This is a genomic window from Methylobacterium sp. 1A, assembly GCF_058072805.1.
This window is the reverse complement of the sequence record NZ_JBYQVE010000001.1, coordinates 3,493,238-3,509,623: the sequence shown is the minus strand read 5'-3', so window position 1 is coordinate 3,509,623 and position 16,386 is coordinate 3,493,238. Positions and strand designations below refer to the sequence as shown.

At 71.4% G+C, this 16,386-nt stretch carries 5 protein-coding genes; all 5 read right to left on the bottom strand.

Features of this window, described 5'->3' with window-relative positions:
• Nucleotides 1-130: 130 nt before the first annotated feature.
• Nucleotides 131-2,413: a 1,4-alpha-glucan branching protein GlgB gene (gene glgB / locus ACX9MN_RS17020; RefSeq protein ID WP_489724986.1), complete on the bottom strand. Its 2,283-nt coding sequence runs from the start codon at nucleotides 2,411-2,413 to the stop codon at nucleotides 131-133.
• Nucleotides 2,410-5,688, bottom strand: a complete 3,279-nt coding sequence (gene treS / locus ACX9MN_RS17015) for a maltose alpha-D-glucosyltransferase (RefSeq protein ID WP_489724985.1) — start codon at nucleotides 5,686-5,688, stop codon at nucleotides 2,410-2,412. Before treS ends, glgB begins: the two co-directional genes overlap by 4 nt.
• Nucleotides 5,689-5,837: 149 nt before the next feature.
• A complete protein-coding gene (locus tag ACX9MN_RS17010; RefSeq protein WP_489724984.1) occupies nucleotides 5,838-9,233 on the bottom strand; it encodes a maltotransferase domain-containing protein in 3,396 nt (1,131 codons plus the stop codon).
• 217 nt (nucleotides 9,234-9,450) lie between these two features.
• Nucleotides 9,451-14,352 carry a malto-oligosyltrehalose synthase gene (locus tag ACX9MN_RS17005; RefSeq protein ID WP_489724983.1) on the bottom strand — a complete coding sequence of 1,634 codons (4,902 nt, stop codon included), beginning with the start codon at nucleotides 14,350-14,352 and terminating at the stop codon, nucleotides 9,451-9,453.
• Nucleotides 14,349-16,154 (bottom strand): malto-oligosyltrehalose trehalohydrolase, encoded by a 1,806-nt coding sequence (gene treZ / locus ACX9MN_RS17000; protein WP_482960156.1) that lies wholly within the window; start codon nucleotides 16,152-16,154, stop codon nucleotides 14,349-14,351. The genes ACX9MN_RS17005 and treZ overlap by 4 nt, the downstream gene beginning before the upstream one ends.
• Nucleotides 16,155-16,386: the final 232 nt, after the last annotated feature.

Below are 16,386 nucleotides of genomic sequence, written 5' to 3'. Positions count from 1 at the left end.
CGCCGCCTCGCTGGGCTCCGCAGGCGAGCCCGGACCCGGAGCGGTCATCGGAGGCGGGATCCGGACCCGCTGTCGGCGCGGAACGCGGCGCGCCGGCGGGTCCGGATCCCGGGTTCCGCCGCGCGGCCCCTCACCCCTCCAGCAGGAAGATCATCGTGGCGAGCGGCGGCAGGGTCAGCGACAGGCTCTGACCCTGGCCGTGGCTCGCCTGATCGTCGGTGTGGCGGCCGCCCTGGTTGCCCAGGTTGGACCCACCGTAGACCCCGGCATCCGAGTTGAACGCCTCGCGATAGAAACCCGCCTGCGGCACGCCGATCCGGTAGCCCTCGCGCGGCACCGGCGTGAAGTTCGACACCACGATCGCCACCTCGCCGGGCTTGGCACCCTTGCGGGCCCAGGCGATGACGCTGTTGTCCTGGTCGTCCGCCACCAGCCACTGGAAGCCGGTATGCTCGACGTCGCGGCCGTAGAGGGCCGGGGTCGAGACGTAGAGCCGGTTCAGGTCGCGGATCACGCTCTGGACGCCCTTGTGCAGGGGATCGTCCAGGAGGTGCCAGTCCAGGCTGCTGTCGTGGTTCCACTCCCGCTCTTGGCCGAACTCGCCGCCCATGAACAGCAGCTTCTTGCCGGGATGCCCCCACATGAAGCCGTAATAGGCCCGGAGATTCGCGAATTTCTGCCAGCGGTCGCCCGGCATCTTGCCGAGCAGCGAGCCCTTCCCGTGCACGACCTCGTCGTGGGAGAGCGGCAGGATGAAATTCTCCGAGAAGGCGTAGAGCAGCCCGAAGGTCAGGTTGTGGTGGTGGTAGCGGCGATGGATCGGATCCTCCTGCATGAAATGCAGGGTGTCGTGCATCCAGCCCATGTTCCACTTGAAGCCGAAGCCGAGGCCGCCCGTGTAGGTCGGGTGCGAGACGCCCGGCCAGGAGGTCGATTCCTCCGCCACCGTGATCGTCCCCGGGGCGTGGCTGTAGGTCGCCTCGTTGGTCTTGCGCAGGAAGTCGATGGCGTCGAGGTTCTCGTTGCCGCCGTAGCGGTTCGGGATCCACTCGCCCTGGCGGCGCGAGTAGTCGAGGTAGAGCATCGACGCCACGGCGTCCACGCGCAGGCCGTCGAGGTGGTAGTGCTCCAGCCAGAACCGGGCGTTGGCGGCGAGGAACGTCGCGACCTCGGTCCGCCCGAAATTGTAAATGTAGGTGCCCCAGTCCTGGTGGAAGCCCTGGCGCGGGTCGGCGTGCTCGTAGAGGTGGGTGCCGTCGAACAGGCCGAGCCCGTGGGCGTCGAGCGGGAAGTGGCCCGGCACCCAGTCGAGCAGCACGCCGATGCCGGCCTCGTGGGCCGCGTCCACGAAGGCCGCGAAGTCCTCAGGGCTTCCGAAGCGGCTCGTCGGCGCGAAGAGCGAGACCGGCTGGTAGCCCCAGGACCCGTCGAACGGGAACTCGGTGATCGGCAGCATCTCGATATGGGTGAAGCCCAGATCCTTGACGTAGGGGATCAGCCGGTCGCCGAGTTCCTTGTAGGTGAGGTAGCGGTTGCCCTCCTCGGGCACCCGCGCCCAGGAGCCGAGATGGACCTCGTAGATCGAGATCGCCGCGTGGCGCGGGTCCTTGGCGCCGCGGGTGCTCATCCAGCCGGAATCGCGCCAGTCGAAGTCGCTCGACCCGTGGGTGACCGAGGCGGTCTCCGGCGGGTGCTGGGCCGCGAAGGCGACCGGGTCGGCCTTGAGCGGGACCAGGGATCCGTCGGGGCCGCGGATCTCGAACTTGTAGCGCACGCCGGCCTTGAGGCCCGGCACGAACAGCTCCCAGATGCCGCCGTCCTGCCAGAGGCGCATCGGGTGGCGCCGCCCGTCCCAGTCGTTGAAGTCGCCGACGACGCTGACCTTGCGGGCGTTGGGCGCCCAGACGGCGAAGCGGAAGCCGTCGATGCCGTCGAGCTGCCCCAACTGGGCGCCGAGCATCCGGTAGACGAGGTTGGTGCCGACCTCGCGGAGCGCCGCCACGTCGTACTGCTCGATCGAGGAGCCGAAGCCGTAGGGGTCGTAGCGGCGGCGCTTCGTCCCGTCCCAGGACTCGACCTCGATCTCGTAGAGGGGCCGGTGCTCGCCCTCGGCCTTCGCGACCCAGAACCCGTCCGGATGGCGCTTCTCGAAGGGCGCGGTGCGGCCGTCCATCACCAGGGTGGCGGCCCGCGCCTCGGGCAGCACGGCGCGCACCTCCCAGGCCTTCGGCCCGACCCGGTGGGGCCCGAGCACCGCGAAGGGGTCGCCGTGGTTGGCGGCCATCAGCGCGGCGATCGCGTCCGGGTGGACGCTCGGCGGCTGCGCGGCGCCGGAGCCCGGGACATCCGCGGTCCGCGCCGTCCCCGCGCCCGGGTCGGCCCGTCGTGCGAAGGTCTCGTCGATCGCCGTCATACAGTTGCTCCGGGCTCGTGTCCGTCCGTGTCCAGAATGGTGAGAACCCCACGGGCGGGGATTTCGATCCAGTCCGGCCGGTTGTTGGCCTCGTAGTCGACCTCGTAGAGCGCCTTGGTCAGCAGGCAGAGGCGCAGCAGACGGGTCCGGCTCTCCGGATCGGTCACCGCCGCCCGGGAGCCCTCGACCGCGGTCTCGTAGCCGGCGAGGAACGCCGCCTCGATCATGCCGCGCCACGCGGTCGCCGCGTCCCGCGCCCGCTCCTCCGAATCGGCGAACCGTGCGGTGATCTCCCGGATCACCGTCTCGGCGCCGTACGCGAAGGAGCGCATCAGCCCGGCGACGTCCCGCAGGGGCATCGACTTGGCCCGGCGCTCGTCGGCCGGGCGCGAGGGCTCGCCCTCGAAGTCGACGATGATCAGGTCGTTCTCGGCGACCAGCACCTGGCCCAGATGGTAGTCGCCGTGGATGCGGGTCTTGTGGGCGCCCCGGACCGGCGCTTCGGTGAGCGCGGCGATCAGCGCCTCGACCTCGCCCCGGCGCTGGCCGAGCTCCGCGCAGGCCGGCTTGCCGGCGTCGAGGCCGCGGTCGGCGAGGCCCTTGAGCGCCCGGAAGGCGCGCTCGGCCTGGTGGCGGGCGTCGCGCGCCAGCACGGCGAGGTCGTCCCCGGTGAACGGCTCGGCCGCGAAGGCCGGGTCGTCGGTCTCGATGGCGAGCGCCGCGTGCAGCTCGGCGGTGCGCCGGCCGAGCAGGTCGGCCCAGGGCCGGTGGGCCTGGAACGCCTCCTCGGGGGTCGCGGCCTCGCTCTCGGGCGTGAGCACCACGGTCTCGAAGTCCCGGCGCAGGCCCTCCAGCATCAGGGTCCAGGCGTCGCCCTGGTTCATCACGAACTTCTGCAGGACCGCCAGGGCGGTCCGGGTGCCGTCCTCGGCGACATGCTCCAGGGTGCCGAGCAGGGCGGGTGTATTCGAGAACCCCGCCTTCTCGGTGAGGAAGCGCCCGACCTCGATCTCGGGATGCAGGCCCGGCTGCAGGCGGCGCAGCAGCTTGAGCATCATCTTCGAGCCGATGGCGATCGAGGTGTTGCTCTGCTCGCCCGAGAGCCGGCGGATGTCGGCCACGTCGACCGTGACGTCCGGGTCGAAGGCCGAGGTGACGGCGAAGACGAGCCGCCCGGTCTCCGTGGGGATCTCGCGGGCCTGCCGCATGTCGTCGATCAGGCAGGCGGCGAAGTCGTTGGAGCCGGCCGCCCCGTAGAGCAGGCCGGTGCGCGGCCCCCGGCGCACCCGCGCCACCGCGAAGGGCATGAGGGTCTCGTCCTCGCGGCCCTCCTCGACGCCCACGGGCACGAAGTATTCCTGGGTCTCGCCGCTGGCGAGCTGCACCTGCAGCCGCGGCAGCAGGAAGCGTGCGCTGCCGTCGACGTCCTTCAGGGCGGCGCAGTCGACGACCTTCGTGGCCTTGATCCGCGAGCCCTTGGCGCCGAACCAGCGCCGGCTCGTCAGGAACGGCGGCACCACGGTGCGCTCGAAGGCGACGCGCTCGCGCCCGCTCATCAGGGTCTCGATCCCGCCGGTGAGCACGAGGGTGAACAGCTCGGGCGGCTCCTGCTGCGGGCCGATCACCCCCGACCGGGCGGCGCTCAAGGAGAACCAGTAGAAGCCGTAGGACGGCAGGGTCAGCAGGTAGGGCAGGTCGCCGATCGGCGGGAACTCGGTGCCACCGGTCAGCTCGATCGGCACCGCGGTGCGCAGCTCCGACAGGTCGAGCTGCACCGCCTGCGGCGCGCGCGACAGGTTCGCCACGCACAGGATCCGCTCGTCCTCGTGCTCGCGGATCCAGGCGAGCACCTTCCGGTTCGACGGGTACAGGAACTGGATGGTGCCGCGCCCCAGCGCGACGCTGTTGTTGCGGATCGCGATCATGCGCCGCGTCCAGTTCAGCAGGCTCGTCTGGGCCTGGGTCTGCGCCTCGACGTTGATCGCGTCGAACCCGTAGATCGGGTCCTGGATCGCCGGCAGGAACAGCTTCTGGGGATTCGCCCGGGAGAAGCCGCCGTTGCGGTCGGGCGACCACTGCATCGGCGTGCGCACGCCGTCGCGGTCGCCGAGGTAGATGTTGTCGCCCATGCCGACCTCGTCGCCGTAGTAGAGCACCGGCGTGCCGGGCATCGACAGGACGAGGGACTTCATCAGCTCGATCTTGCGACGGTCGTTCTCGAGGAGCGGCGCGAGGCGTCGGCGGATGCCGAGGTTGATCCGGGCGCGCCGCTCGGCGGCGTAGAACGACCAGAGGTAGTCACGCTCCTCGGCCGTGACCATCTCGAGCGTCAGCTCGTCGTGGTTGCGCAGGAAGATCGCCCACTGGCAGCCCTCCGGGATCTCCGGGGTCTGGCGCATGATGTCGGTGATCGGGTGCCGGTCCTCCCGGGCGATCGCCATGTACATCCGCGGCATCAGCGGGAAATGGAACGCCATGTGGCACTCGTCGCCGTCGCCGAAATACTGCGCGGTCTCCTCGGGCCACTGGTTGGCCTCGGCGAGCAGCATCCGGTCGGGGTAGCTCGCGTCCAGCGCGGCGCGGATCGCCTTGATGACGTCGTGGGTCTCGGCGAGGTTCTCGCAGTTCGTGCCGTCGCGCTCGATCAGGTAGGGGATCGCGTCGAGCCGCAGGCCGTCGACGCCCATGTCGAGCCAGTAGCGCATCACGTCGATGACCGCTTCCAGCACCTTCGGGTTGTCGAAGTTGAGATCCGGCTGGTGACTGTAGAACCGGTGCCAGAAATACTGCTTGGCGACCGGGTCCCAGGTCCAGTTCGACGCCTCGGTGTCGAGGAAGATGATCCGCGTGTCCTTGTACGGCTCGTCGGTGTCCGACCAGACGTAGAAGTCGCGCTCGGGCGAGCCGGGAGGGGCCTCGCGGGCGGCCTGGAACCAGGGGTGCTGGTCCGAGGTGTGGTTGATGACGAGCTCGGTGATGACCCGCAGACCGCGCTCGTGCGCCGCCTCCACGAAGGCCTTGAAGTCCTCCATGGTCCCGTAAGACGGGTTGATGTCCCGGTAATCGGCGATGTCGTAGCCGTCGTCGCGCAGCGGCGAGGGATAGAACGGCATCAGCCAGATCGCCGTCACGCCGAGATCGCGCACGTAGTCGAGGCGCTGGGTCAGGCCCTCGAAATCCCCGATCCCGTCGTTGTTCGAGTCGAAGAACGACTTGACGTGGATCTGGTAGATGATGGCGTCACGGTACCATTGCGGGTCGCTGCGATCGATCATCGCGTCGCTGCCTCATCGGTCGAGTCTGACGGGACCGGCGGGGGACCCGGCCGGGGCGCGGGCGGCGGGCCGCCGCGCGGGTGCGAGGGTCGGCGACGGGAATTCCCGCCGCCGCATTCAAGGGCCATGGCCGAGTGCCACGCGCGGCCTCAGCCCGCAACCCGCCGCGGCGCCCGGAGGCGCCAGATCACGCAGGATCGCTCGGCCGGATCGAGGGCGATGCGGTGGGTCTTGCCGCGCAACTCGAACGTGTAGCCCTGGAGCAGGTCCTCGACCTCGACGGCGCCGTCGTCGGGCAGGCCGAACAGCCAGAGCGGCACCTCGTAGGTGCATTCCTGGCGGTTCTTCGGGTCGAGGTTGACCATGGTGTAGACGCAGTTGTCGCGCTCCGGCGTCGCCTTGGCGTAGGCGATGATGTTGTCGTTCCAGGCGCCCGTGAAGGTCACGTTGCGGAAATCCCAGAGAGCGGGATTCTCGCGCCGGATCCTGTTGAGCTTGACGATGTGCTCGCGGATGTTGCCCGGCCGGTCGTAGTCCCAGGCCTTCAGCTCGTATTTCTCGGAGTTGAGATACTCCTCCTTGCCCGGGTACGGCGCGGCCTCGCACAGCTCGAAGCCGTTGTAGATGCCGTAGACCGACGACAGGGTCGCGGCGAGCGTGCCGCGGATGACGAACCCCGCCCGCCCGCTGGTCTGGAGGAAGTACGGGTTGATGTCGGGCGTGTTGGCGAAGAAGTTCGGGCGGTAGTACTCGCCCATCTCGCCGGCCAGCTCCAGGGCGTAGTCGGTGAGCTCCTGCTTGGTGTTGCGCCACGTGAAGTAGGTGTAGCTCTGCTGGTAGCCGGCCTTGGCGAGCTTCTTCATCATCTTCGGCCGGGTGAAGGCCTCTGCGAGGAAGATCGCGTCCGGGTAGCGGCCGTTGACCTCGCCGATCACCCATTCCCAGAACGGGATCGGCTTGGTGTGCGGGTTGTCGACCCGGAAGATGCGCACGCCGCGCGCGCACCAGCCGAGCAGGATGTCGCGCAGCTCGATCCAGAGCGAGGGCAGGGCGCCCCCGTAGAAGTGGACGTTCGAGATGTCCTCGTACTTCTTCGGCGGGTTCTCGGCGAATTTCAGGGTGCCGTCGGGGCGCCACTCGAACCATTCCGGGTGGTTCTTGATCCAGGGATGGTCCGGCGAGCACTGGATCGCGAAGTCGAGGGCGATCTCCATGCCGTAGGCGTGGCTCGCCGCGACCAGCCGCTCGAAATCCGCGAGCGTGCCGAGGTCGGGATGCACGGCCTCGTGGCCGCCCTCCTCGGCGCCCACCGCGTAGACCGAGCCGACATCGCCGGGCTCGGCCTTGAGGGTGTTGTTCTTCCCCTTGCGGTTCGTGCGGCCCACGGGGTGGATCGGCGTGAAGTAGAGGACGTCGAAGCCGAGCTCGCGGATCTCGGGCAGGCGCCGGATCACGTCGTCGAAGGTGCCGTGGCGGTTCACGTCCATCGACTGGGAGCGCGGGAAGATCTCGTACCAGGCGGAGAACCGGGCCGCGAGGCGGTCGGCGATCACCGGCAGGGTCACCGGATAGCGGGTCAGGTTCACCCGCTCGGCGTTCCGGCGCACGAGGCTCGCCGCGTCGGGGGCGAGAATCCGGTCGAGCTGGGCCGCCGAGCCGGTCTCCTCGGCAGCGAGCGCCGCCACCAGCGCGGCGAGGCGCTCGGCGTCGCGGCCGCCGCGGGTCCGGGCGAGCGAGGCCGCGGTCCCGACGAGCGCCACGCCCTCGATCGTCTCGAGCCGCACGTCGACGCCGGCGGCGCGCTTCTTCAGGGTGTCGCGCACCCAGGACGAGAACGCGTCGCGCCACGCGATCAGGGTGAACTCGTAGCGGGCGTTCCGCTCCAGGGGGAAGTGCCCGGCCCAGCGGTCGTTGTCGACGAAGACCATCGGGTCCTCGCGCCAAGTCTCGCCTCCAGACGCCTCGGTGCCGGCGACCCGCGACAGGATCGCGGCGTCGATGATCTCGTGGCCGTCGGAGAAGATGTCGGCCTCGACCCGCAGGGACTCGCCGACGATCCGCTTCACCGCCGAGCGACCGCCGTCGATCTCGGGGCTGACCGCCTCGATCACCACCCTTCCCTCCCCGTCCGGGGTGCCGCGCGCCGGCTGGCGGGCGACCTCCTGGGCGCTGGCCGCGAGGATGCGCAACTCGCCCGGCATCAGGTCGATGGCGCTGCCGGGATGGAACGCGATCGGCTCGGCCTCCGGGGTCCGGTCGACGAAGGCGCCGAGCATCCCGCCGGTGCGGGCGATGAGCGACCCGGCCTCCACCGGCACCGGCTTGTCGGTCGGGTTGTAGAGCACGATCAGCCCGTGCTGCGCCGAGGCCGGGTGTCCGGTGTCGAAGCGGGCGAGCGCCACCAGATCGCTGTCGGGGGCCGAGATGCGGATCTGCGCGCCCTCGACATTGGCGGCCGGCAGCTCCGCCCGCAGGGCATTGATGGCCCGAATGGAGCCGGAGATGTCGATGCCGGTCTCGTTCTCGCGGTCGCGCGGCGTGGTCTCGACCACGTGCAGCGCCCGCCGGTAGCCCCACTCGTAGCCGATCGGCATGAGCACGCCGGCCGAGAAGAAGGCCGCGAGCGCGTAGCGGGTGCGCAGATGCGCCGCCACCGCCTCCGGGCCGCCGCCGATCTCGGCGGCGAGCCGCGTCATGTCGTGGTTCTCGGGGAAGGCGATCGAGGGGGCCAGCACCCGCAGGCGCTCGTACTGCTCGAGCGCCCAGGGCTTCCTCAGGTCCCACCACGCGAAGGAGTTGAACAGGTAGTCGAAGCCGGCGCCGGCCGTGGCCCGGGCCTCCTCGAAGGTGCAGCCCAAGGTCTCGGCGGCGAACAGGCAGGCGGGGTCTTGGCTCTTGGCCTGCCCGATCAGCACCCGCCAGGTCTCCGGCGGCACCTTGTAGGCGGCGTCGCACCGGAAGCCCTTCACGCCGAGGCCCTGGAGATGCGCCACGTAGGCGCCCCAGATCCGGGTGAGTTCGTCCCGGGCGGAGGGGGTGTGGTAGTCGAGCTCGGCCAGGTCGCCCCAGACGGTGCGGATCGACGGGTCGTCCGGGTCGACGGCGGCCGGGTGCATGATCGAGCCGTCGGGCTCCTTCATGAACAGGTCGGGCCGCTCGGTGGCGAGCCGGGCGTTGTCGGCGGTGTGGTTGATCACGAGGTCGGTCATCACCGACAGGCCCAGAGCCGCGGCGGCGGTGCAGAAGCGGCGGATCTGCTCGTCGTCGGGCGTGCCGTCGGGGTCGCGGAACCGCTCGTCCAGGCGCTCGGGATCGGCGACCGCGTAGAGGCTCCGCGAGCCGCCGGTCTGGTGGAACGGGTTGAGGTAGACCCAGTCGAAGCCGAGGGCGGCGATCCGCGGCAACTCGGCCGTCCAGTCCGAGACGCGCCCGACCAGGAGCGGGAACAGGTTGTAGATCCGCGGCCCCTCGGCCCGGGGGGCCAGCGCGGCCGTCAGGACGGCCGCGGCCCCGGACGTCGCAGCGGCTTTGGTCGGTGCGTTCATGCTGCCTCTCGGCTCCCGTTCCCAGTGTCGTAACGCCCGAACCGCCGGGCTGTGCCGCGCGATCCGGTCCGACGTGTCTCAGCAGAGTCGCGTGACAGGGCTGCGGAGGGGCCACCGGAAGACGCGCCCGGACCGCCGCCGTCTCTGCGAGCGGCGCCACGCTGATCCAGGTCGCGCTGCCCTGGGTCGCCTCGCTCCGCTCGCGATGACGGCGCGGTCACGGTTCCCGCCGCAGCACCGCGTAGGGGAGGTCGCGCAGGAGAGCGCCGAGATCGGCCCCCTCCCCCTCCACCACCCGCCCCGAGGCGAGGTCCCGCCAGCGCGTCCCCGCCCCGAGATCGACCCGGGTGCCGGCAAAGGCCTCGCCCGACCAGACGGCTTCCCCGACGAAGCCCGCCACCAGCCGCGGCACCGCCACGAACAGGTCGCCGCCCTCTTGGACGGGGTCGGTCCGCCGGTAGGCGATGACGTGGTCGGCCCGGGCGCCGGTGGCCGCGACGGGCTCGTAGGCGGCGCTGGCGTAGAAGTCCGGGCGCTCGGCCCGCTCGGCGAGGAGCCGCGTCAGCGTCGCCTGCTTGACCCGCCCGTCCGGCCAGTGGCCCAGCAGCTCCGCGGGCGCCCCGCCCTCCTCCAGCATCCGTTCCAGCGCCGGGTAGTCCACCGGGCGGCGGTTGTCGGGGTCGACGAAGGAGAAGTCCCAGATCTCGGTGCCCTGGTAGGTGTCGGGCAGGCCCGGCAGGGTGCATTTCAGAACCGTCCGGCCGAGGCTCGCCAGCATGCCGAGATGGGCGAGACGCCGGGCGAAGGGCCTGAGCGCGCTCAGGAAATCCGAGCCCGGGGCGATCAGCGCCGTGAACAGCCGCTTGACCGCGCCCTCGTAGACCTCGTCGACGTTGACCCAGCTCGACCGGCGCTTGCCCTCCCGCATGGCCTTCTCGCCGTAGGCGATCAGCCGGTCCCGGAACTCCGCGATCGCCCCGGCCTCGTCCCGCTCCAGAAGCTCCAGCGGCCAGGCGCCCAGGATCGCCTGGAAGAACATCCACTGGTCGTTGGCGTCCGGGGCCGGCTCGCCGTCGATCCGGGCGAGGTGCGGGCCGGCGACCCGCTGCCACAAGTCCCAGGCCTTGGCCCATTCCTCGGGGATCTCCGAGAGGGCGAGCAGCCGCGTGCGGGCATCCTCGCCCCGCTTGGTGTCGTGGGTCGCGGTGGTGATCATGGCGCTCGGCCAGTCCCGGGCGCGGGCGATCTGCAGATCGTGGAAGTGCTCCGCGTCGATCCCGTACTCGCCCGGATCGCCGCCGACCTCGTTGAGGCCGAGGAGACAGGCGTAGCGGTAGAACAGCGTGTCCTCCAGGCTCTTGGCCATGACCGGGCCGGTGAGCTGCTGGAACCGGCGGCGGAAGCGCAGCACCACCCGCGGGTCCGGCCGGCCGGGGCCCGCCGTCTCGACCCGACCGAGCAGGACGTCGGCGGCGAAGTCGTGGACCGAGCGGTCCGGCAGGCTCGACCAGCGCTTGGCCTTGGCGACGGCGCCCTCGATCAGGCGGACATCCTCGGGCTCGACCTCGCCCTCCTCCAGATCCGACGGCAGGTAGCTCCGGTAGGTCGGGAAGCGCGCGATGATCTCGATCAGCGCCCGGCGGAGCGCGTTGACGGTGAAGTCGCGGGTGCGCCGGTCGGCGTCGGCGACCTCCTTGAGGTCGGTGGTCAGCACCTCCAGCTCGCTCGCGAAGCTGATCTCCAGGATCTCGGCCTTGGCGGCGCGGAGCTGGAAGCCGTAGGGCTCGTCGAAGCCCGTGGCCCAGGTGTAGAGCCGCTCGACCTTCCCGCGCTTCCCCTTGTCGACGAGGATGCCGTCGAGCTGGTTGAGCACGTCGTAGCCCGTGGTCCCGGCCACCGGCCAGGGCCGCAGCCGCTCGCCGGGCTCCAGGATCTTCTCCACGACCACGTAGAAGCCGGGGCCGACGGCCGCCTGGAGCGCCCTTGCGTAGCCCAGCGGGTCGGCGAGGCCGTCGATATGGTCGATGCGCAGGCCGTCGATCCGGCCCTCGCGGACGTGCCGGAACACGGTCTCGTGGGAGCGGTGGAAGATGTCGGAGAGCTCGACCCGCAACCCCGCCAGGGAGTTCACGTCGAAGAAGCGGCGGTAGTTGATGTCGCTCGACGCCACCCGCCAGTGGGCGAGCCGGTAGGCCTGGGCCTCCAGGAGCCGGTGCAGCGGCCCGAAACTGTCCGGGCGGCCCTTGAAGCCGTTGAGCAGCGCCAGCGTGCTGGTGGTGGCCTCCTGGATCAGCGGCGACACGCCGTAGATCTCGGCGAGCCGGCGCTTCAGCCCCTCGGCCTCGTCCGGAAACCCTCTGCGGCGGGTCTCGTCGGGATCGATCGACATCGCCCGCAGCCGCTCGGAGATGGCGAGCAGCTCCGCCGTGGTGTCGTCGTCCACCGCCCCGATCGCGGCGATCACCCGGTTGAGGATGGTCGGGTAGCTCAGGGGCCGGATCGGCAGCTGGTGCTCGTAGTGCCAGACGCTGAAGGCGCCCTTCTCGGGGTCGAACTTCAATTCCAGCGTGCCCTTCTCCAGGGCCTCGCCATAGCGGTCGCCCAGGAACGGGATCACGAGGTTGCGCCCGGCCCCGAGCCGCTGCCAGTCGATGTCGAAGGCGTCGGCGAAGGGCGACAGGGAGCCCCATTCGAGCACCGAGAGCCACCACGGATTGTCGGCCCCGCCGACGCCCATGTGGTTCGGGACGATGTCGAGCAGGAGCTTGATCCCGTGGGCGTGGAGCGTCTCGGAGAGCGCGATGAAGCCCTCCTCGCCGCCGAGCTCCGGGTTGATCGCGCCGTGATCGACGATGTCGTAGCCGTGGGTCGAGCCGGGCCGCGCCTTCTGGAGCGGCGAGGCGTAGACGTGGCTGATCCCGAGCCGGTGCAGGTAGGGGACGATCCGGCCCGCATCCGCGAAGGTGAAGTCCTTGTGGAACTGCAGCCGGTAGGTCGCGCGCGGCGGCGGCGCGGCGAGCCGCGCGGCGCCCGAGCGCGGGCCCCGCGCCTCGGCCGAGAGGGACGCCGCGAGCTTCGCCAGCGGCCCGCCGGGGGCGGCGATGTCCACGAGATCCCGGTCGAGCTTGCGCCGCCAGTTCGGGTAGCCCTCGGTCGAGCCGGGCACGTTGGCCTGGGCGAGTTCCGAGACCACGTCCTCGTACTGGACGGCGGTGAGCATCGCGGGCGCGCGGGCGAGGTAGCGGGCGGCGGCCTCGAAGGGCGCGGAATCCGGCGGCTCGGCGGAGGGCAGCAGCTGCTCGGCCGCCAGCGCCTCGGCGAGGCGGCGGCGCTCGACGACGCGCTCGCCCCGCTCGACCTCGGCCCGCTCCTGATCGTAGAGGCCGAGCGACTGGCGGGTGTCGGTGTCGACCCCGCGCCACCAGCCGACGAAGGTCGGCAGGTCGTGGGTGGTGATGGCGGTGAGCGCGTCCCGCGGGTAGGCCGAGGGCGGCTTGAAGCGTCCGTCGGCCTCGCGCTCGAAGGCGAGGATCCGGTAGCTCAGCACCCCGGCCCGCATCAGCGCGTCGGAGAAGCCTTCCGGCGCCGTGCCGAGATCCTCCGCGATGACGAGGCACTTGTTGCGGTGGCTCTCCAGCCGCAGCACCGCCAGCATCGGCTCGAACGGCATGGCCACGTAGGCGCCGGCCTGAGCCCCCGCCCCCAGCGGGATCAGGAACAGGCGGGCGAGCTGGAAGGCGTGGTCGATCCGGATCGCGCCGGCGTGGCGCATGTTGGCCTGGACCAGGGCCCGGAAGGCCGCGAGCCCGTCGCGCTCCATCGCCAGCGGATCGAAGGCCGGCAGGCCCCAGTTCTGGCCCTTCGGTGCGAGCAGGTCCGGCGGCGCGCCGATCGACACCTTGTCGGCGAAGCGCTCGGGATGCGACCAGATCTCGGAGCCGCCCCGGTCGGCGCCGACCGCGAGGTCGCGGTAGAGCCCGACCCGCATGCCGGCCCCGAGCGCCGCCGCGGAGGCCTCGGCGAGCTGCCGGTCGGCGAGGTACTGCAGCCACGCGTGGTAGCCGACGAGGTCCGCGTTCTCCGCCGCGAAGGCTCGGACCGCCTCCGTGCCGGCGCGGCGATACGCCTCCGGCCAGTCGCCCAGCCAGTGCGCCCCCTGCCCCCGGAAATGCTCGGACAGCGCCTCGAACAGGGCGTGCGCTTCGAGATCCTCCCCGCCCTCCTGGCGGAACTGCTCGAAGCCCGCGTCGGTGCCGGCCCGGGCCGGCGACTCGGCCCAGAGCGCCCGGAGCACCGGGTCGAGCACGTCGTGGACGCCCTGGTGGTCGACGAGGGCGGCCTCGCGCAAAGCCGTGATCGCGTCCGCGCGCTCGGCGAGCAGCGCCTCGGCCCGGGAGCCCGCGAGCCCCGGCAGGCTGCGCGGGGCGATGAACAGCGTCTCCAAGAACAGCCGCGAGGAGGGCGAGTAGGGCGAGATCTTGGTCCGGTCGGAGCCGAACAGGGCGTGGACCGGGCTGAGCCCCAAGAACGCCGCCCCGCGCAGGGCGGCCTCGCGGGCGGCCTCGCCGGCATCCGCGTAGGTGCCGATGCCGATATTGGTGGCCGAGCGCAGGCCGTAGAGCTGGGCGGCCATGCCCCAGTCGGAGGCGCCCTCCTCCGTGTAGGGCCGCGGGCGCCAGCAGCGCTGCGGCGCGGCGATCACCCAGGATTCGGTGCGGGTCTGCCCGGCCTGGACGGTGAGGCGGTGATAGCCCGGGGTCAGCGGCGGCAGCTCGAAGCCGGGCTCCGACCCCTGCGGGTTGGCCCGGCCCTCACGAGCGGCGCCGCGCTCGTCGACGAGGCGCCAGACCAGGGTGTGGGGCGCGCCGTCCTGCGGGCGCACCGGCACCCGGGCGGCCCGGCGGGCCTCCACCGGCAGGAGCGGCGGGATCAGGCCGCGGCGCAGGCGCTCGACCTCCGCGAGGCTCGCGGCGATCGCCGCCTCGTCCTCCACCGCGAAGCCGAGGGCCGCCAGCAGGCCGCGGCGCACCTCCAGCGACGTCTCGACGGGCTGGCCGAAGGCGTCGGTGTAGCCGGGGGCGACGCCGACGAGGTCGGCGAGTGTCTCGAGGCGGCTCACGCGCGGGACTCCGTCAGGAACACGCCCGTCCAGGACGGGAGATCGCGTCCGGCCCCGTCCGGGGCGTTGGTCCAGACCGGCCGGGCACCGCCCGGATCCAGCGCGAAGGGTTCGGTCCCGACATTGGCGACGAAGCGCAGGGTGCCGGCGCCGAAGCGCCACGTGCAGTCGACCACGTCCGGGCGCGGCATCGCGGCGGCGGCGCCGTCGTAGCCGGACTTCGCCAGGGGCACGACCACGTCGCGGCGCAGCCCCAGGAGCCGCGTCGTCTCGGCCAGCACCTCGCGGTGGGGCGAGCGCTCCCGCTCGGACCAGTCGAGCTTCGAGGCCGCGAAGGTCTCGGCCTCGGTCGGGTCCGGGATCTTGGAGGTGTCGTCCGCGAAGGCCGCGAAGCTCTTGAACTCCCGGCGGCGGCCGTCGCGCACCGCCTTGTTCAGGTCCGCGTCGGGCGCGAAGTCGACGAAGAACAGGAACGGCGCGGAGGCCGACCATTCCTCGCCCATCCAGAGCATCGGGATCTGCGGTGCCAGGAGGAGCCCGGCCCGGGCGAGGTCGAGTTTCTTGGGATCCGCGAGGTGGTTGAGCCGCTCGCCGAGCGCCCGGTTGCCGACCTGATCGTGGTTCTGCAGGAAGGTCACGAAGGCGGAGGGTGGCAGGTGCCCGGAGGGCTCGCCGCGCGGGTGGTTGTCGAGCGTCGGGAAGGGCTCGCCCTGGTAGGCGAAGCCCTCGGCGAGGCAGCGGGCCAGGTGGGCGACCGGTTTGTCGGCAAAGCTTTTATAGTAGCCGGCGTCCTCGCCCGTCAGCAGGACGTGCCAGCAATGGTGCAGGTCGTCGGCCCACTGGGCGTCGTGCATCTTCGGGCGCCCGGCGGCGTCGCGCTCCAGCCAGCGGGCCTGGTTGGCCTCGTTCTCTAGCATCAGGTGGATCTGCCGGTTCGGGAAGATCCTCCGGACCGTCTCGCCGAGCTCGGCCAGGAAGTGGCGGGGCGAATCGTCGAGGATGGCGTGGACGGCGTCGAAGCGCAGGCCGTCGAAATGATACTCCTCCAGCCAGTACAGGGCGTTCTGGATGAAGAACTGCCGCACCGTGGCGCCGCTCTCCTTGCCGTCGAAGTTGATGCCCGCGCCCCAGGGGGTCTGGTGGCGCTCGGTGAAGAACGTCCCGGCATAGGCGTGGAGGTAGTTCCCGGCCGGCCCGAAGTGGTTGTAGACCGCGTCGAGATAGACCATCAGGCCCAGCCCGTGGGCGGCGTCGATCAGGCGCTTGAGGTCGTCCGGTCGACCGTAGGCGCCGTCCGGCGCGTAGGGCTGGACGCCGTCGTAGCCCCAGTTGCGCGAGCCCTTGAAGTCGGCGAGCGGCAGCAGCTCGAGGGCGGTGACGCCGAGCGCCTTGAGGTCGGGAAGCCGGGCCTGCAGGCCGGCATAGGTGCCCTCCGGCGTCGCGGTGCCGACATGGCACTCGTAGATCACCGCCTCCTCGAAGGGCCGCCCGGTCCAGCCCGCGTCGGACCACTCGAAGCTCCGCGGGTCGATCACCTCGCTGAGGCCCGAGACGTCGTCCGGCTGGAAGCGGGAGGCGGGATCGGGCACGACGAGGTCGCCGTCGACGCGGAAGCCGTAGCGGGCGCCGGGCTTCACCCCGGGCAGGGCCGTGCGGCGCCAGCCGCCGCCGGATTCGGGCAGCGGGTGGTCGACGCCGTCGACGACGAGGTCGACGCTCCGGGCGGTGGGCGCCCAGAGGGCGAAGCGGACGCCGCCCCCGACCATCTCGGCCCCGAAATCCATGCTGTGGGCGCGCCGCATCGGGCCACCGTCCTCGTCATTGGCCGCGCGACCGGGACGCAAGCGCGGCAGGATCATCTGTCGTGGGAGAAGGCCCCGGGCCCGATCCGGTTCCCGCAGCGCAGCTATGGCGGAGCGGCCGCGTGGCAATGGGGTATCGGCGGGCGTGACGGCGAGGTGACGGCCAGGTGACGGCGGAGGGCAGCGGCGTGACGGCGGGCCGCGCGGAAACTAAGCCGCAGTTCCGTCCGCG